The organism is Streptomyces niveus, from assembly GCF_001723055.1.
GTDB classification, from domain to species: domain Bacteria; phylum Actinomycetota; class Actinomycetes; order Streptomycetales; family Streptomycetaceae; genus Streptomyces; species Streptomyces niveus.
Window position 1 is genome coordinate 24,264 of record NZ_MDCR01000005.1, and the last position, 15,768, is coordinate 40,031.

The window sequence follows — 15,768 nt, forward strand, 5'->3', positions numbered from 1 at the left end:
GGTCAGCTCGCCTGGCTCAGTGACAGGGGTTCCATCGGCAGCGACGCCTCCAGGGACGGCTGCCCATCGGTCGAGCCGCTCTCCAAAGGGGCGGACACGCCGGCCAGTCCGTCGGCCCACGCGGTGGCGAGCGCGAGCATCAGATCCTGGTCCTGCTCGTACACCGCTTCCTGAGTGGGCGGGATGGGCTCGCCGGTGTCCTCGTCGAGGAGGTTCCAGGAGATGAGCGCGCGCCCCATCTCCTTGAGCTGGTCAGCGATGCCGCTCATGTCGACTTCGCCGATGCCCATGAGGTTGAGGTACTCGCCGAGGGACTTGCCGCGCAGGACAGCCTCGAACCCGGCGTACTCGTGGTCGCCTTCGAAGGTGACGTTGATGCGCTTGCGCTTGTGGCGGTATCCGGCCATTTCGTCAGCTCCAGGTGGGGACGGTGCCGTCGGACAGGACACCGGGGACGGCCCACGTCAGCTCCCCGGAGTCGGATCGGCTGATGGGGTAGTCGGTGAAGACGCACTCGTTGGCGAGGGTCTGGCCGGACACGGCGAGGGACACCGTCCGGGCCACGCTGGTGCTGGGGACGGTCTTGAACACGGCGTGCGACTTGTTCGCCGCGTCGTTGAACACCCCGTTCAGGGTGATCGAGAAGTCGGCGAGCAACAGCAACCTCTCCATCGCGCTCTTGTCGATGCCGGTGACGTCCTGCACGGCGCGCGGCGTGGCGAACTGCAAGTTGGTGACGTCGTTCCGGATGTCCTGCGGTGTGCCCGTGGCGTCGTCGACGCTGCACGTGGTCCACCCGAGCCCTGATTCCTTGGCCATGGCCGTTATCCCTTCTGCTGCTGGTCGGCGAGCCGGAGCTGGTTCTCGCCGAAGTCCTCGACCCAGTCGGCCGGGCGGGTGTGCGTACGGTGGCGGCCGGTCGGGTTGCCGCGGTGGTCGCCGTCCCTCACCGCGAAGATCTGCGGCCGGGTCTGGTGTTCGGCGAAGCACCGCTGGTGCGCCTCGAAGCGGAACACGGTCAGCCCGGTGTCGGTCTTCATCTCGCGGAACGTGCGACCCGCCTTGAGCCGGACGTACGCGGCCTGCCGCTGCCCCTGCTCGGTGCTCTCGTCGAGGACGGTTTCCCACCCGAACTGCCACGCTGCGCACCCGACTTGCTCGCACGCCGCGCGCACGAGGGTGTCGGCCGGCTGCGCGATGCCGAATGTCTGGTACGCCTGGGGCGGGAGGAGATCCCGTTCGAGCCTGGTCATCAGAACTCCGTCTCCACTTCGTTGCGGTTCACGGCCACCGCGAACACCGCGCTGGTGAAGGTGCCGACGGACACGGCCCGGAGGTAGCGCTGGACCGTCTGGTTGCGGGCGGTCTGGATGCGCTGCGCCGTGATGCCGGTCGCCGCGGTGAACCCGCCGCCGACGACATCCGTCCATACGGAGTTGTCAGGGCTGTCCTGGAGCTTCACCGTGACGCTGGTCCCGGTGAGGCCGAACACGTGGAGGTACGCCTGAAGGCCGAACGCGGTCGGCCCCGTGGCCAGGTCGACGCTCGACCCGTTCCCGGCCGCAGTATCGGTGCGCTGCCCGGCCGTGAGACCGAGGCACCACTCCAGGCCGTACCCGTTGCCCTGGGTGGCGCCAGCGAACGTCATCGCCCCGTCATCGCCCCTGGTGCCGTCGTAGTTGAGCTGCTTCGCCATGAGGCAGGCGACCGGGCCGCCGAGCGTCGCGCCGCGTACGTACGTCATGAGAACGTCCGAGGTCGGAAGCGGCGATAGCACCTCGTGCGCGCTCTTTGGCTGGCCCGGCCCGTTCGTGGGGTTCCAGAACGCGGAGTAGTCGATGGCGCCGTCGCGGAGGCCGCCGATGCGGGCCATGGCGTAGACGTTGATCGGGGTGACGTCGATGACCGCCGGGCCGCCGCCGACTTTGTTGACGGCGCCGATGTCGCCGGACACATCTTGACCGGAGATCCACAACTGATCTCCGAGGCCGGACTGCTTCACGGTGTCTCCTCCCAGAGGTCGTTCACGATCAGAGGCAGCTCGACAGTCAGCACCCTGGACACGTCACCGGACTGCTGGACGTAGCCCGCCCGCACCCCGAGCGGCACACCGTGCTGGCCGAGGATGTCGACCTGCCGCACCAGGCCGCCGAGGGTGAAGTCACCGCAGTACGCGGCGCACAGAGTGTCGACAGCCGCGACGAGTTCGGGGTCGATCGCGTCGCGGGGCTCACTCTTAGACGAGGAGAACAACCTCACGTTGAGGACCACCAGCACGCTGACCGAGTTCAAGCCCGAGCTGCGCACCGGGGTCACCCGGTCCACCCACACCGCGCAGTCCAGCCCGCCAGACATGGGGGTGTTCAGGGGTTCGTGTCCGTTGACCGTCTCGAAGTGCCCGGACGATGAGGCGTGGGTGATGGCCGCGTCGAGGAGGCCGGTGATGTCGAGCATCAGCGCATCCCCTCGATGTGGCGGGTGAGGACCTGCTCCGCGATCTGCACGCCACGGTTTCGGACGAGGTCCTTCGCGATGCGCCAGTGCCCGTAGCCCTTGAAGCGTGTGTGCGGAAAGTTCCGGGAGCCGACGCCTTCAAGCCACGGCCCGTACACGACACCGGAGTCGTCGACCTTCGCCGTGTCGGAGGAGACGAGGCTCGTCTTTACCCGCGACTCGTAGTAGCCGGTGGGGTGTTTGAAGACGAGGCCCATTTCGCGCAGGGCGATCTCCTCGCCGAACTCCGCGATGGTGTCGCGCGCGTCGTCGCAGTAGTCGGCGATCGCCTGGGCGGCGCGCCCGTCGAACAGCGGCCCCTCGGCGGAGATCTCGACGCCCATGTCACACCCCCCGCAGTCGGGCCTTGCGGCCATGCGCGTCGTACACCTGGACCCGCAGGCCCTTGATGCCGGACAAGTCCTTGCGGCGCTCTGTGTCGCCCTCACCGGAGCGCAGGACCTGGGAGTACGCGGAGTGCTCCATGCCCGCGGTGACGATGGCCTCGGCGATCGACAGCTGCCGTACGAGCGGCGGCGGGTCCCACCGCTCCACCGTCGCGCTGTCCGTGTGTGTGGAGACGACGCTGCCGCACGAACCGCGCGCGACGCTCAGAGTCCGCGGGGCGTAGATCGCAGCCCCGGTGAGGTGCGGCGCGGACGTCGATCCGTCCCAGGCGCGTTTCACGATCAGGCTGTTGCCCGCGATGTCGACGACGAGCATCCGCTCGCCGCCGATGAGGATCGCCTCGTCAACCGCGTACCCGGCGCCGGACGCCACGGTGACCGTGACGGACTTGGCCTGCGCGTCCATGTCAGTGGCGAGGGTCTGCCCGGTGTCGGACTGGGTCCGGCCGGTGACGAGCATCCGCTCCCCGTCGAGGCGCAGGAGGCTGCCGATGCCGAGCTGCGCCGAGGCTTCCCCGGTCACGGTGAGCGTGGTCTGCATTGCGTCCAGCGCGGTGGTGGTCGTGCCGACGGTGGTGTGGTCGTCGCGGTACCCGTACAGGCCAGTCAAGGCGATGTCCTGCTGGTGGGTGGAGCCGCCGATCCACCCGGACGTGGTGCTGATGTCGAGGTCGGCACGGTTGTACGGGGGGCCCGAGGTGTTCGGCTCCAGGAGCACGGTGTCCATGGGGATGACCGTGCCGCCGGACGTGACGGCGGTGAGGGAGATCAGCTCGTTGTCGTCGAGCCACAGGCGCCACGGCCTGGCGTACTGCCCGTTGGGCCAGTCCCACCGCCGGGTGTCGTACTGGGGGTAGAAGGTGCGGTGACAGAGCGAGTCGACGCTGCGGGACCCGGCATCGACCGCGCGGTCGATGCGTCGGCCGTTTCGGGCCGTGAGCTTGAAGTCGGCGGCGGCCTGGACGTCTTCGCGGGTGCAGTACGGGATCATCTCTGTCACCTCCCTTGGTGGCTTCTAGTGCTGGTGGTGGTCAGCGGGCTCGGGGCGGCCAGTACGCGGCCGGCCCGTCCCAGGTGCGGGCGGTCTCCTCATCGGCGAACAGCCGCACGGACGTGAGCCACTTCGCGGTGGTCGACGCGTCCAGATCCGCCTTCACGTTCACGGTCCATGTGCCGTCGTCGTGCTCGCTGCCGACCCGTACGACGGTCGCCGGCGCCACGTCGGCCCCGCCGTTGGTGACGGGGTTGACGAGGACGAGCACGACGCGGCCGAGGCTGGGGGTCTGCATCAGGCGCTACCGTCCGACGAAGGACCCGTCGGGGCGCCATCCGTCCCACTTGCAGAAGAGGAGCCCGTCCGGCCCGGAGCTGAGGGGCTCGCCGTCGTTGGGGCAGGCTTCCGGCGTCCGGCTCCGCTCCTCTTCGGCGAGGACTGCTCCTGCTCTGAGGATCGCTCCGAGTTCTTCCCAGCTGATGTCTGCTCACCTGCTTCCTCGTCCGGCTCGCTGTCGGCGAGCGCGTCGGTGGGCCCGCCGTGAACGGTGACCTTCGCCATGTCCTCTCCCTGCTCGATGTAGTCCGTGACCCCGCACTGCGGGCACCGGCCGGCGCCCACCGCGTACGCGGCCGTACAGCCGGTGCAGATCAGTAGCGCCATCAGGACCCCGTGATGATTCCGCGCGCCCGCAGAGCGGCCAGCAGCGTGTTGTAGGCGGTCGTCGCGGCGGTCAGGTCGGCGAACGTGGCCGCGTTGTTCACCGCGGATGCTGACCCAGTGAGGAGCCGCGCATCGTTCCCGGCAGCCGCCGTCGTGGCACCCGTACCGAGCGCCCGGACCGTAGCGGTGCCGGCGGCGCCAGCCGTCAGCCTGCTGTCGTTGCCCGCGACCGCCGTGACCGCGGTGGCACCGATCGTCGGCGCGAACGTGGCCGGCTTCCCGGTGACGTCGTCCCACGCGACAGCAGCCCCGCCGCCTCCCTCGATGCCCTCGGAGGAGATGGTGACCACCACCTCGTCGGACTCGCTGTCGTAGAACTCGACAGCCCCGTCAGCGCGAGTCCGGCCCCGGATCATGCGGTGGCCATTGCGGGCAGGTTCTCCGGTGTCCGCTGCACGTTCAGGTCGGAGGTGATCGCGTTGACCGCGCCGGATCCGGTCGACGCGAGCCGCACGAACTGGAACCCGTCGTCGAGCGACACACCCAGCACCTCGATCGCGACGGCGTTCTGTGTGGCCGCCGCCGCAGCGACGACCGTGTTGGCCACCGCCTGCGTGCGCTTCGTCCAGGCGTCCGAGCCGTTGCCGGTGTTGGTGTAGTACTCGGTGATGCAGGTCAGGGCCTTGGCCCCGGTGCCGGACGCGTCCTGCGCCTGCGTGAGGGTGTACGTGTCGCCCGCGCCGCCGGTGAGGAAGCACAGGAAGGACACGCCGCCCGCGTCCTGAAGGTTGATCCACACGTTGTCGGCGGCCGGGGTGCTGTTGAACAGCCGGCCGAGTGCCTTCTGCGCCATGGTCGTTCTCCTGTCTGGATGCCTTGTCGGGGCGACACTGCCGACCCGGTGGAAGCTGGCGCCGGGGAGTTACTGCCGGCGCCAGCCGGGGGTGGATCAGGCTGCGAGTTCGACGAACGGCGACAGCTTGTTGCTGGAGCCGTTCGCGGGGGTGATGGCCGACTGGAGCCACGGGCGGCCGTCGACGCGCTGGATGATCCGGAACGTGGTCTTGTCCGAGCCGAACTGGTAGTCCGTCGAGCTGTCGGCGGTCATCGTCTGGCGGTCGCCGATCAGGTAGTACGCCAGGTCGACGAACGCGATGTCGCCGCGGGCGCCGAGCTGTCCGGCCTTCTCGGAGATGATCAGCGGGCGGCCGAAGATGCTCATGGGCATCGGGCCGGCCGCGTTGACGACGAACACGCTGTTGCCGCCGGTGCCGACGTCCAGGGACATCTGGAGGAGCTGCGGCAGGGCGTCGGGGGCGACGATCCACACCGCGTTGGACAGCGAGGAGGGCAGCATGCGTGCGTACATGCCGACGATGTCCGGGTACTGGATCTTCGAACTGGTGGTGCGGGTGACCGCGACGGCCGCCTTGTTCTTCGCGCCGAGGAACCCGAGCGGCATGCCGACACCGGTGCCGACCATGAACGCGTTGTCCTCGGAGAAGGACAGAGCCTGCGGCCACAGCGTTTCGATCAGCGAAGCGAAGCTGACGATGGAGTCCTGGAGCAGCTCGTTCGGCACTGCGGACAGGCCGGTGAGCTTCTTCGCATCGAGGTCGACCCGCCCGAACTTCGGGTTGGAGTCCTGGAGCATCGCGCCTTCCTCGCCCCAGTACGTGATCATGCCGCCGAAGACCGAACCGCGGTTCGTCGTCGAGTCGATGATCGGCATCGGGACCCGGGCCGAGTCCATCGGGACGACGGTTGCGAGCGGCCGGACGACGGACATCTCCAGTGCGATCTGGAGGAGCTGGGAGCGGAGCACCTCGGGGACGAGGAACCCGCCGTCCGCCGGGCTCACGCTGCTGGCCGCGTTGCGGAGGGTGGCGAGCTTCTCGCCGATCTCGTTGGTCTGCTGGGTCTTGTGCCAGATCGTCTGGACGTAGTCCACCGAGTTGGCGAACGTCTTGTCCAGGCTGGCCCCGGGAGCGGCCGGGTTGTGCGCGGTGCCCTTCCGGTGCGTGGTGAGCATCCCGCCGCGCTTGGCCTGCGGGTCCAGGTCCAGGCGCTGGATCTGGTCCTTCCCGCCCGGCATGTTGTTGTCGCGCAGCATCTGCGCGAAGACCTTCTGCGTCTCCTCCGCGACGAGCCGGTTCAGCTCGGTGCCGTCGCCCTGCTGCGCCTGCCCGTACGCGGTGATGAACTCCGTCAGCGAGTCCTTGGAGGCCATCACCTCCTTCAGCTTCGCCGGGTCAGCGAGCATCTCCGCAAGCTCGTCGCTGGTGCGCGGGATGGTGGGTGTGGTCACAGCAGTGCCTCCTTCAGGCGGGTGAACTCGTCGTCCGCGCTGGGGGCGACGGCGGTCAGGCGGGCGACCAGGTCGGCCCACTCGGTGTCGGCCGCGGCAGCGGGCGCCGCTGCGGAGTCGGATGGTTCGGTGGCCCGGCCCTCGGCAGGCGGGTCTTCCTCCGTGCCGTCGCCGTCGCCCGGGTTCCCGACCCCCGGCTCCACCCCGGGAGGGAGCGAAGGCTCGGCAGGCGGCTCCGGGGCGGGCTCCGGATCGGGTTCCATGACCGGCGGAGGTTCCGGCTCCGGCGTCGAGTTGAGGACCGGAGCGGGAGCGTCGGCGCGGCCGGCGTACCGGAACACCGACAGGTCCCACGTGTTCGTCAGGTCTTCCGGCACTGCGGGCTCGGTGGCCGTACGGCCGGGTGCTACCTCGTCGGCGAGCCCTGCGGCGACGGCTTCGTCGGCTAGGTACCAGGTCTCTTCCTGCATGAGGTCGCGCCACTGCTCGCGGGTGCCGCCGCCCTTGGTGGCGTACACGTCGGCGATGTTGTCGCTGAGCTTGTCGAGGAGGTCGGCCATGCTGCTCATGTCGGCGGCGTTGCCCATGCACAGCCCGGACGCGTCGTGAATCATCAGCGTCGAGCTGGGCATCATGACGAGCCGGTCGCCGGCCATGGCGATGACGGACGCGATCGACGCTGCGATCCCGTCGACCTGGACGGTGACGTCGGCGGGGTGCGCGCGCAGGGCATTGGCGATGGCGATCCCGTCGAACACCGACCCGCCCGGCGAGTTGATGCGGACGCGGATCTTCGACGCGGTGACGGACCGCAGTTCGGCGACGACGTCGTCGGCGGTGGAGCCGAACCAGCCGCCGATCTCGTCGTACAGCACGAACTCCGCTTCGTCTGCGGTGGAGTTCGTGATGCGGTACCAGGGGTGCTCGGCGCGCGCCTGCTTCTGCGCCTTGGCCTGGATGCCCGGAGGCACACCGGGGGTGGTGATCCACGGCAGGGTGCTCACTCGTCGTCTCCCGTCTTGCGCCTCTTCACGACGGTGCAGCGGCACTCGTTGCCGTGCTGCGCGCCGACGCAGTGGATGTAGCCCTTGCCGCCCGGGTAGTCCTTGTAGGCGGCAGCCCGGTTGCGGTACGTCTGGCCGTCGTTGTTGCGGCACGGATCACAGGAGTTGTCGTCGTCCTTGCACACCGCGACCCACCGCATGGCAGCCTCGATGGTGTCGTCCGCCGGGTCATCGGCAGGCGGTTCACCGAGGAGCGCTGCGGCGAGGTCCTCGAACTGCGCGCGGGCGCCGCGCCGCGGGGGCGGGCCCTCCGGGGCCGGGGTGGTCAAGTTCAGGCCGGCGCCGGCCCGGTTGAGGATGTCGCGGCCCTCTTCCCAGGTGATGACGGTGCCGATTCCCAGGTAGATGGACTGGATCATGTCGCCCAGCTCGCGCGGGGTGATCGTCCCGTCGCCGCCCTCGGCGGGGGACGACTCGATCTCCGGCAGGCCGACGGCGGACAGGACGGACGCGGACGACAGCCCGGCGTCGATCAGGTCCTTCGCGGCGGCCGTACGGGCGGTGAGGAGCTTCGCCTCGGTCTCCGGGTCCGGGGGGACGGGGCTTTCGTAGTCGAACTCCAGCCCGGCGGCGGTCGGCCCGAAGAGCGGCAAGAGGTCGTGGTTCAGCGCAGCCTTGATGCGCTCCAGGCGGGGCACGGTGAGCTGGTCGGCGAACCACGCCTTCGACGCTTCGGCGGTCGCCCTGTTGATGTCGGTGACCTCGCCGAGCGCGAACGCGCTGATGCCGAACGCCTCACGCAGCACGGCCCTGCTCACGTCGCGGAGTTCGACGAACTGCATGTCCCGCTGGGAGAGCTTCCGGTCCTTCCAGGCCCCGTGCTCCAAAATCGCTACGCGGTGCGCGTTCGCGACGCCGCGATGCTGCTCGTTCCACCGCTCACGGAGCTGGTTGAAGTCGTTGTCCGAGAGCCCGTTGGGGACCTCGATGATTCCGCCCGGCTCGGCCGAGTTGAGGAAGAAGTTGCGGTTCCACTCAGCGGAGTACCGGGTTGCGTCGAGGTCGGCGAGTACCGACTGGACCGGGCCCATGCCGCGGTACGGGTCGAGCGGGTTCGGCATCCGCAGGAAGATGACCTCGTTCAGACCGAGCGGCACCTGCTCCCCGTCCGGGCTGGTGTACACGTACCCGTCGAGGAACCGCTCTCTGTTCGGGACCGGCGTCATGCGGTCCGGGCGGGCCGGCCACAGCTCCAGCGGGATCGGCGACCGCGGGTCGCGGGCGACGATCCACCAGCCTTCGCCGGTGAGGTCCACGTGCTGCTGGAACGTCTCGACGAACTCTTGCCGCGGCATGTGCCGGTTGGGCTTGTTCCACAGGTCCAGGGCCGCGTGAGAGGTGACCTCGACGCGGTCTTCCTTCATGCCGGACTTGGCCTTGCGGTACAGCTTCCAGTCGACCTGCGCGACGGCGTTGGAGGTGCGGTTGACGATGCTGAAGAGGGTGCCGACGGAGCCCATGGCGCGCATCTGGCCGGTGACTCCGGCGGGGCGCAGGAAGGGCAGGGCGCGGGTCTGGCCGCGTGATGCGAAGGGGACGGGGGTGTCGACCGGTGCTCGGTTGAGGAGTGCGCCGAGGAGGGTTCTGGCCACGGCAACCCCCTGTCGGTTACTCGGTGTGGATGCGCCAGTTGATGACCATCAGGGCGAGTCCGGCGGTGATCCATCCGGCAGGCTCGTAGATCAAACTAGCACCTTGTGACAAAAGAATAGCCGCACCCGCGTCCAAAACTGTAGGGACTCCACCACGCAACTTGCGGCCCCACCTGGCCAATCGCGCATTTCCCATGGTCAGAGCCACCTCACCCAGGTAATCCCGGAGTTGTAGAGTTCCCACAAATGCATGATCAGAGCCAACGTACCCGCGTAGTGGCGGTCAGATCCCGCTGCGCCACGATGTACCGCACGCAGTCCATCCCGTGGTCGTGCTCCTTCACCGGAGCTTCCTTCGCCTCGCCACCCGGCTTCACCGCCCACACGTAACCGGTGATCTCCTCCTCCGTGCACGTCGGCTTCTTCGCCTCCACCAGCAGCGGATCCACCTCGGCCAACGCACCCCGCACCAGGAACAGCCGCGGCTTCCCGTCGCCCTGAACCTTGAGCCGGGACTGCGCCGCCTGGATCCCGTCCGACACGCCCTTCTTCGCCGGCCACGTGCCCAGCCCGAGGTGCTTCTCCAGCGTGGCCCGGTCCTCCGCGTCGTGGTCGCAGATCACCGCCCGCGGCTTCGGCTCTGTCCACTCGCCGTCGTCGTCGGTGACGAGGCGCAGGATGTCCTTCGCGTGGTCCTCAACGAGGCGCTTGGTGCGGTAGATCTCGCGGTAGAGGTAGAGGCGCCCGTCGGGGTCTTCGGCCCACCACTGGCAGACGAACGGGTTGGTGAACCCGAAGTCGACGACGAGCCATCGCGTCCACGAGTCGGGGATCTTGAACGGCTTGATGAGGTGGGCGGCTTCGTCCCACCCCTCGTAGATCAGCCCCTCGGCCGCAGCCCAGATCCCGTCCCGGTAGCGGAGTTTGCGGACCCCGGTGAGCGCGTCGAGCTTGGCCATGTAGTCCGCGCCCTGCGCCGTGAGTGTCCCGTCCGCCCGTACGTAGGCCGGGTTGTCGTGGTGCCGGGAGTTGAGCATCGTCATCGTGCCGCGCTTGGACCGCTGCTTGATCCAGTGCTTCGGCTGCGCCGGGTTGCACGCGGCCATCTGCTGCTGCCACGCGAGGACCCCGTTACGCAGGCGGGTGCCGAGGGTTTCCCAGTCGGTCTCGGTCAGCTCGGTCGCCTCGTCGGCGAACACCAGGTCGTACTCGGACGACAGGACTTTCTCCGGCTTGTCCATGCCGCCGACGACGATGCGGGACTTGTTGTCGTACCGGTAGGCGGCCGCCTCGCGCGGCGACCCGCCGAACCAGGTGACGATCCCCGCGGCCAGGGCGTGGGCGGCGACCTTCTTTTCGTACGTGACGAGCGTCGTGGCGCTGAGGCTGACGGCGGTCTTGCGGACGATGAGGCAGCGGATGCCGGGGTTGGTCAGTGCGGCCAGGTGCATACGAAACAGGCAGGCGAGCGACTTGCCGGTACCGGCGGGCCCGGCCATGGCGACTTCGGAGGCCCGGGTGCGGAACAGCTCCCGCGCTGCGCCCCGGGGCTCGTACCGAACGACAGTGCCTTGCGGCTCGGCTTCCGTGGTCATACGGGTGCCCGGTGGCCCATGATGCGCTGCTCGCGGGCGAGGAAGTCTCGCAGCCACTGCGGGTTGCAACGGGCTTCGCGGCGCAGCGCGGCAGCGACGGCCTCCCTGTTACGGGGGGCGCGGAGCGCGGCTGTCCAGTCCTCGGGCGACGGTGCGCTCGGGCTGCCGTCGAGCCAGAACCATGCCGCGGGTTCCAGGTACTCGGCGTCGTCTGCGGAGTCGAGCCAGTTGTCGAGGCAGCCCTTGCACATGCGCATCTCGTCGCCGTCCTGGCAGACGACGAGGGCAACGGCCAGCGGCCCGCAGGTGGGGTAGAGGTTGCCGCACGTGCCTTGCTTGCTCACGTCAGGTCCTCCGGGTTCACGCCGACGATCTCGTACCGGACGCCACCGGACACGCTGATTTTCTTCTCGGCGTCCAGGCCGTGGAGTTTGCGTCTCGACTCGCCGTTCCGCCTGCGGGAGTCCTCGATCTTCATGAGCCGGTCGACGGCCTGGAGGACAGGCGCGTCGTCTTCGAGCGGTTCCTCGTGGAGGTAGATGACCTTGCCGTTGGAGACGGTGACGTGCTTCTTCTTCAGGACTTCCCACACGACGGCTTCGAGTTCGTTGAGGCGTACCAACTCGGCGTCGAGGCGGGCGTCTTCAAGGGCGCGCAGTGCGTCACCGGCTTCACGGACGGTCGCGGCCAGAACGCGGCGTACGGCGTGGTGGGCTTCGCCCTTGTCGCAGAAGCCGAGGTGGTCGGCGATGCGTTGGTAGGTCCAGCCGTCCTCGCGAAGGAGCGCAGCGTCGCGGTCGCGTTCGGCTCCGGTGAGGGTGTACTCGAATCGCCCGTTGCCGTTGCGGTGCTGGTCGGGGTTGAAAGCCGCCATGGGTGCCTCCCTTCAGTGTCAGGGTAGGCCAATGGCCCACTTGTCAGGGAGTGTCTGCCTTGCAGATCGTGGGCCAATTGCGGCGGGCGGCATGGGGAAGGCCCCGACCGCGCGGTGCGATCGGGGCCTGGTGAGGAGTTGCTGGTCGGTCAGGGGCGGTGGCGGAAACCTTCGGCGAAGCGCTGGAGCCCCAGTCCCGCCTCACGGAACGCGGCCCCTTCGAGAACGGCTCGGGCTCCTGACCGCATCTGGGCCATGTGCTTCCGGAGCTGAGCATGCGGGTCGGGTACCGGGCTCTTGGTCAGGTTCACGGGCTGGCTCATGCTGTCCATCATCCCTTCTTCGGCGTGCCGGGGACAGGCTTCGGCGGCGCCGGGTAGTGGCCGCCGCGGGAGGGCTGGTACACCGTTTCGTGCTTCGGGTCGGGCCGGGTTCCGGGGGCTGTTGGGATCTTCGCGTTGAGTGCCATGATCGGGTCCTGTCTCAGAGATGGGATGGGACCCGGGGCGGCCGGTCTGCTTGCCGGCGTGACGGCCGCCCCGGGGATGAGCTGTGGTCAGGCGGTGCGCTGCCGAGCGATCTCGGCGCGGATGTCCTCATCTGTGGCCCCGGCGTCGTACGCCCGGCCCATCGCGTCGAGCGGCTGGTGCGGGTCGGTACGGCACTCGGGGCCGCCGTGCTCCAGTACTGCCGCGGCGGCCTCGCGTACGGCCTGCTGCTTGTCCATGAGGGTCCTCTCGGGGTGGGTAGACGGGCGGTAGATGCGCCGGTAGACCGTGGTAGATGGATCGGTAGACGTGCAGGTCAGGCGGCGGTAGACGAGGTGGGAGACGGGCCTGGGGCATCGTCCGGGGAAGGGGCTTCGAGGTCCCTCCGGCGGACCCCCCAAGTCGGGATGCGGCCCACCTTCACGCGGCGGTCGTGGGGGATGCCCAGGGCCGCCAGACGGACGCGCAGATCGGTCACCGTCCAGCCGGGGTGGTGGCCGCCCTCCTGAAGGTGCTTGAGGACTGTCGAGAGGTGCACCGCCGGGCGGTCGCCCAGGACCTCAACGAGGAGCGTCCGCACGGCGGCCGAATCGGGCGCTGCGTCGTTCTCGACCGGGGCGCCCTCGGTGATCTCCTCGGTTGTCCAGCCTGCGAGTGCGGCGCACCAGCACCACACGGCGGTGAGCACCCACATGACGTTGGGAGCGGCGCGCACGATGCGCGCGGCCACGTACAGCCCGAGGACCACCAGGACGATCCGCACGACGCGGTGCGTCCGGGTGGGCCCCTTCCGGACCCAGGCCGCAGCCCGGTCGGCGAACTGCCGGGCTAGCTCAGTCGACCCGAACCACAGCCGCTCGGCTGCCCGTTGACGCCGGGTCACAGGATGCCCGCGCTCTCCACGATCGCCCGCAGCTGCGCCCCACCCTCGTTGACCAGGCCGGGCAGCCAGTCGAGGAGGCTCGCGACCCCGGCGGTGACGCACAGGGTGAAGCCGCAGAAAGCGCCTCCGACCATGCGCTTCTTCTCGTCCTTCTTGGCGGCCTTCCACGCGAGGACGACGCCCACCGTCATCAGGAAGACGATCAGCGCCCCTTCGGGGGTGAGTTGTCCGAGGCTGCCCTTCGTGAGGGCGCCGGCCGGGGCGCTGCCGGTGACGGCGCTGGTTCCGGTCTCACCTGCCCGGTTGGCGACGCCTGCGGAGCATCCGGCGAGCCAGCCGAGGATGCCGCCGGTGCAGATGGTGCCGACCGCGCCTAGGGCGAACCCGGAGCCGAACGGAGCGAGGGACTTCAGCTCGTGGCCGCCCTTCCACCAGGGGCGGAGGTTGCCGTAGAGGACGGCGAGGCTGATGGCGAGCCCGGTGAGGGTCAGGCCGGTGGTGTTCATGGGCGTACTCCGGTGAGGGCGGTGACGGGGTCGAACAGGTCGATCGCGCCGGTCACGCCGACGAGGGTGATCGCGAGGGCGACGAGGGGCAGGGTGCGGCGGGTACGGAGGAACACCCGGCCGACGATGAGCAGGGGGACCAGGGCGAGGCCGTAGCCGTACGGGACGCCGAACCCGTCGCGGGCCTCGGACACGGTGTATGCCCAGGTGGTGCCCGCGCTGTACCCGGTGAACGGGATCGGCAGCATCGCGGAGGTGAGGGCGGCGCAGATCTGCCACGGGCGGGCGAGGCCGGTGAGCCACGACCAGATCCGTTCCCAGCGGGACGGCTCGGGCTCCGGGTCCGGATAGACCATGTCGACGGTGACCCGTACGGCGATCGGCTGCGGGTCGGGCGGCGGTGGGGGCATGCGGTGCCAGTCGGCTGGCGGCGGCTTGGCCGGGGGCGCGGGCGGCGCCGGAGGCGGGGTGCGCCACGGCGGCGCCTCACCCGGCTCGGGCGCGCGAGGCGGCAGCGGGGCGCCGGCGGGGATGATGCGGGACGGGACGATCGGCTCGGTGGCCATCGGGTCTCCGGGGTGGTGAGCGTGTGGGCCGACACCTTGGCGGCGTAGGAGGTGGCGGATGCGGGACTCGTCCGGGCCCGGGTCGGCGGTCACGAGGCGTCCGGTTCGACGCGGCGGCGTGTCCGGGCGACGGTGTCCGCGGGGACGTGCTGTCCGTGGATGCCTCGGACGTAGGACAGGACTGCGGCCCTGTCCGTGATGCCGGATGCGAGGGCTGTCCGGACGCTGTCCGCGATGGACTGTCCGGCCGGGGCGATGGCCCGGACGCGGGGCTGTGACCTGCTGTCCGTCGTGTCCGTGTCCGTGTCGAGGATGTCGCGGACGGTGTCCTCGTCGGTGGCGATCCCGGCGTCGGCGAGCTGCGCCACGATGTCCTTGGGGGTGGCGTCCGGCATGGTCGCGGACGCGGCGAGGACGGCGGACACGACTGTCCGGGCGTCGTGTCCGGGCGTGTCCGCCTCGGTGTCCGGTACAGCGGCGGTGATCGCGGGCGGGGCGTACACGGCGGCCTGCCCCTCCACGCGGGCCAGGTTGCGGAGCTGTGCGCCGAGGGCAAGCCGGGCGGTGATGTCCGCCTCGCGCTTGGCCAGCCAGCGGCGGGTCAGCTCGGGGAGCGGGCGCGCCTGCGCCTTCATGACGGTGGACCACATGTACTTCGCAACCGCGGACACGGCTGCCCCGGCGAGCCCGACGTACAGGGAGTCCTCCAGGCGCCCGTGCGCCGCGACGGCCGCCATATCGAGGACCAGGGCGACGGTCCCGGCGGTGCGCGGCCCTTTGGCGCGGTCGGCGTTGTACCGAGCCAGCCACTCCAAGGCCATGCAGCTCACCCAGACCAGCGCAAACGCGGACGCGGCGAGGTAGGCGATCGGGTCGACGACGGCGCGGGCGAGGAGGTCGCCGATGCTGGCGACGGACCAGACGATCGCGATGGCGAGGAGGCCGGCAGCGACGGCGGTGACCGCGGTCATGACGATGCGGTCCCAGTCCTTGGGCGGGACGGGGATGAGGACGTCGTAGTCCTTTTCGATGATCTCGGTGTCGCCGTTGACGGTGTGGGGGACGAGGCGCTGGCGGGTCTCGGTGCGGTACCGGACGCCGGGCAGACGGTGTCCGGGGGCGGGGTCCGGCTGTCCGGGGGTGTTCATCGTCGTGGGGCCTTCCAGGCGAGCGCGGCGAGGGTGCCGCAGATGAATGCGGGGAGGGGCTGGCCGGTGGCGATCGACAGCGCGGCGAGGGCGGTGAACCCGTAGCGGGCGAGCGGGGTGCCGAGGGTCGGGCGACGTCGGCGCATGAGCTGTGGTCCTTCGAGGTGAAGCCGAGCCCCCGCGGCGG

The 15,768-nt window shown here is 69.7% G+C and carries 23 protein-coding genes; all 23 read right to left on the minus strand.

What is annotated here, in order from left to right; all coding sequences use genetic code 11:
- Nucleotides 1-2: 2 nt before the first annotated feature.
- A complete protein-coding gene (locus BHU15_RS00560) occupies nt 3-407 on the minus strand; it encodes a hypothetical protein (protein ID WP_069625326.1) in 405 nt (134 codons plus the stop codon).
- 4 nt (nt 408-411) lie between these two features.
- Entirely contained in the window at nt 412-819 is a 408-nt protein-coding gene (locus tag BHU15_RS41020) for a hypothetical protein (protein WP_255292985.1), read from the minus strand.
- A 5-nt stretch (nt 820-824) separates the two neighbouring features.
- Nucleotides 825-1,253 carry a hypothetical protein gene (locus tag BHU15_RS00570; RefSeq protein ID WP_069625327.1) on the minus strand — a complete coding sequence of 143 codons (429 nt, stop codon included), beginning with the start codon at nt 1,251-1,253 and terminating at the stop codon, nt 825-827.
- Nucleotides 1,253-2,002, minus strand: coding sequence for a hypothetical protein (locus BHU15_RS00575; RefSeq protein WP_069625328.1), 750 nt, complete (start codon nt 2,000-2,002; stop codon nt 1,253-1,255). The genes BHU15_RS00570 and BHU15_RS00575 overlap by 1 nt, the downstream gene beginning before the upstream one ends.
- A complete protein-coding gene (locus tag BHU15_RS00580) occupies nt 1,999-2,454 on the minus strand; it encodes a hypothetical protein (RefSeq protein WP_069625329.1) in 456 nt (151 codons plus the stop codon). The genes BHU15_RS00575 and BHU15_RS00580 overlap by 4 nt, the downstream gene beginning before the upstream one ends.
- Nucleotides 2,454-2,837, minus strand: a complete 384-nt coding sequence (locus tag BHU15_RS00585; protein ID WP_069625330.1) for a hypothetical protein — start codon at nt 2,835-2,837, stop codon at nt 2,454-2,456. Before BHU15_RS00585 ends, BHU15_RS00580 begins: the two co-directional genes overlap by 1 nt.
- Nucleotide 2,838: 1 nt before the next feature.
- Nucleotides 2,839-3,900, minus strand: a complete 1,062-nt coding sequence (locus BHU15_RS00590; RefSeq protein ID WP_141726738.1) for a hypothetical protein — start codon at nt 3,898-3,900, stop codon at nt 2,839-2,841.
- 31 nt (nt 3,901-3,931) lie between these two features.
- Nucleotides 3,932-4,189 (minus strand): hypothetical protein, encoded by a 258-nt coding sequence (locus BHU15_RS00595; protein ID WP_069625332.1) that lies wholly within the window; start codon nt 4,187-4,189, stop codon nt 3,932-3,934.
- 367 nt (nt 4,190-4,556) lie between these two features.
- Complete coding sequence (locus BHU15_RS00600; protein WP_218028036.1) at nt 4,557-4,973, minus strand: hypothetical protein; 417 nt, start codon at nt 4,971-4,973, stop codon at nt 4,557-4,559.
- On the minus strand, nt 4,970-5,410 hold the full coding sequence (locus BHU15_RS00605) for a hypothetical protein (RefSeq protein ID WP_069625333.1): 441 nt from the start codon (nt 5,408-5,410) through the stop codon (nt 4,970-4,972). Before BHU15_RS00605 ends, BHU15_RS00600 begins: the two co-directional genes overlap by 4 nt.
- Before the next feature lie 96 nt (nt 5,411-5,506).
- Nucleotides 5,507-6,865 carry a phage major capsid protein gene (locus BHU15_RS00610; protein WP_069625334.1) on the minus strand — a complete coding sequence of 453 codons (1,359 nt, stop codon included), beginning with the start codon at nt 6,863-6,865 and terminating at the stop codon, nt 5,507-5,509.
- Nucleotides 6,862-7,869 carry a head maturation protease, ClpP-related gene (locus BHU15_RS00615; protein WP_069625335.1) on the minus strand — a complete coding sequence of 336 codons (1,008 nt, stop codon included), beginning with the start codon at nt 7,867-7,869 and terminating at the stop codon, nt 6,862-6,864. Before BHU15_RS00615 ends, BHU15_RS00610 begins: the two co-directional genes overlap by 4 nt.
- On the minus strand, nt 7,866-9,521 hold the full coding sequence (locus BHU15_RS00620; protein WP_069625336.1) for a phage portal protein: 1,656 nt from the start codon (nt 9,519-9,521) through the stop codon (nt 7,866-7,868). Before BHU15_RS00620 ends, BHU15_RS00615 begins: the two co-directional genes overlap by 4 nt.
- 254 nt (nt 9,522-9,775) lie before the next feature.
- Nucleotides 9,776-11,116, minus strand: a complete 1,341-nt coding sequence (locus BHU15_RS00625) for a phage terminase large subunit (RefSeq protein ID WP_069625337.1) — start codon at nt 11,114-11,116, stop codon at nt 9,776-9,778.
- Nucleotides 11,113-11,460 carry a hypothetical protein gene (locus BHU15_RS00630; protein ID WP_069625338.1) on the minus strand — a complete coding sequence of 116 codons (348 nt, stop codon included), beginning with the start codon at nt 11,458-11,460 and terminating at the stop codon, nt 11,113-11,115. The genes BHU15_RS00625 and BHU15_RS00630 overlap by 4 nt, the downstream gene beginning before the upstream one ends.
- Nucleotides 11,457-11,990, minus strand: a complete 534-nt coding sequence (locus BHU15_RS00635) for a hypothetical protein (RefSeq protein ID WP_069625339.1) — start codon at nt 11,988-11,990, stop codon at nt 11,457-11,459. Before BHU15_RS00635 ends, BHU15_RS00630 begins: the two co-directional genes overlap by 4 nt.
- Before the next feature lie 149 nt (nt 11,991-12,139).
- Nucleotides 12,140-12,313, minus strand: coding sequence for a hypothetical protein (locus BHU15_RS39915; protein WP_171908284.1), 174 nt, complete (start codon nt 12,311-12,313; stop codon nt 12,140-12,142).
- A 233-nt stretch (nt 12,314-12,546) separates the two neighbouring features.
- Nucleotides 12,547-12,717 (minus strand): hypothetical protein, encoded by a 171-nt coding sequence (locus BHU15_RS39920; RefSeq protein ID WP_171908285.1) that lies wholly within the window; start codon nt 12,715-12,717, stop codon nt 12,547-12,549.
- A 77-nt stretch (nt 12,718-12,794) separates the two neighbouring features.
- Nucleotides 12,795-13,241, minus strand: a complete 447-nt coding sequence (locus BHU15_RS00640) for a hypothetical protein (RefSeq protein WP_141726740.1) — start codon at nt 13,239-13,241, stop codon at nt 12,795-12,797.
- 116 nt (nt 13,242-13,357) lie between these two features.
- Entirely contained in the window at nt 13,358-13,867 is a 510-nt protein-coding gene (locus tag BHU15_RS39005; RefSeq protein WP_069625341.1) for a hypothetical protein, read from the minus strand.
- Entirely contained in the window at nt 13,864-14,433 is a 570-nt protein-coding gene (locus tag BHU15_RS00650; RefSeq protein WP_069625342.1) for a hypothetical protein, read from the minus strand. Before BHU15_RS00650 ends, BHU15_RS39005 begins: the two co-directional genes overlap by 4 nt.
- A gap of 89 nt (nt 14,434-14,522) precedes the next feature.
- Nucleotides 14,523-15,581 carry a hypothetical protein gene (locus tag BHU15_RS00655; RefSeq protein ID WP_069625343.1) on the minus strand — a complete coding sequence of 353 codons (1,059 nt, stop codon included), beginning with the start codon at nt 15,579-15,581 and terminating at the stop codon, nt 14,523-14,525.
- Nucleotides 15,578-15,727: a hypothetical protein gene (locus tag BHU15_RS39925; protein ID WP_171908286.1), complete on the minus strand. Its 150-nt coding sequence runs from the start codon at nt 15,725-15,727 to the stop codon at nt 15,578-15,580. The genes BHU15_RS00655 and BHU15_RS39925 overlap by 4 nt, the downstream gene beginning before the upstream one ends.
- Nucleotides 15,728-15,768: the final 41 nt, after the last annotated feature.

Excerpts from the sequence above, each read along its gene's own strand:
- BHU15_RS00650 (WP_069625342.1), bottom strand. The coding sequence starts at position 14,433 with ATGGCCACCGAGCCGATCGTCCCGTCCCGCATCATCCCCGCCGGCGCC.
- BHU15_RS00605 (WP_069625333.1), bottom strand. The coding sequence starts at position 5,410 with ATGGCGCAGAAGGCACTCGGCCGGCTGTTCAACAGCACCCCGGCCGCC.
- BHU15_RS00600 (WP_218028036.1), bottom strand. The coding sequence starts at position 4,973 with ATGATCCGGGGCCGGACTCGCGCTGACGGGGCTGTCGAGTTCTACGAC.
- BHU15_RS00580 (WP_069625329.1), bottom strand. The coding sequence starts at position 2,454 with ATGCTCGACATCACCGGCCTCCTCGACGCGGCCATCACCCACGCCTCA.
- BHU15_RS39915 (WP_171908284.1), bottom strand. The coding sequence starts at position 12,313 with ATGAGCCAGCCCGTGAACCTGACCAAGAGCCCGGTACCCGACCCGCAT.
- BHU15_RS41020 (WP_255292985.1), bottom strand. The coding sequence starts at position 819 with ATGGCCAAGGAATCAGGGCTCGGGTGGACCACGTGCAGCGTCGACGAC.
- BHU15_RS00585 (WP_069625330.1), bottom strand. The coding sequence starts at position 2,837 with ATGGGCGTCGAGATCTCCGCCGAGGGGCCGCTGTTCGACGGGCGCGCC.
- BHU15_RS39925 (WP_171908286.1), bottom strand. The coding sequence starts at position 15,727 with ATGCGCCGACGTCGCCCGACCCTCGGCACCCCGCTCGCCCGCTACGGG.
- BHU15_RS00655 (WP_069625343.1), bottom strand. The coding sequence starts at position 15,581 with ATGAACACCCCCGGACAGCCGGACCCCGCCCCCGGACACCGTCTGCCC.
- BHU15_RS00625 (WP_069625337.1), bottom strand. The coding sequence starts at position 11,116 with ATGACCACGGAAGCCGAGCCGCAAGGCACTGTCGTTCGGTACGAGCCC.
- BHU15_RS00570 (WP_069625327.1), bottom strand. The coding sequence starts at position 1,253 with ATGACCAGGCTCGAACGGGATCTCCTCCCGCCCCAGGCGTACCAGACA.
- BHU15_RS00635 (WP_069625339.1), bottom strand. The coding sequence starts at position 11,990 with ATGGCGGCTTTCAACCCCGACCAGCACCGCAACGGCAACGGGCGATTC.
- BHU15_RS00595 (WP_069625332.1), bottom strand. The coding sequence starts at position 4,189 with ATGCAGACCCCCAGCCTCGGCCGCGTCGTGCTCGTCCTCGTCAACCCC.
- BHU15_RS39005 (WP_069625341.1), bottom strand. The coding sequence starts at position 13,867 with ATGAACACCACCGGCCTGACCCTCACCGGGCTCGCCATCAGCCTCGCC.
- BHU15_RS39920 (WP_171908285.1), bottom strand. The coding sequence starts at position 12,717 with ATGGACAAGCAGCAGGCCGTACGCGAGGCCGCCGCGGCAGTACTGGAG.
- BHU15_RS00560 (WP_069625326.1), bottom strand. The coding sequence starts at position 407 with ATGGCCGGATACCGCCACAAGCGCAAGCGCATCAACGTCACCTTCGAA.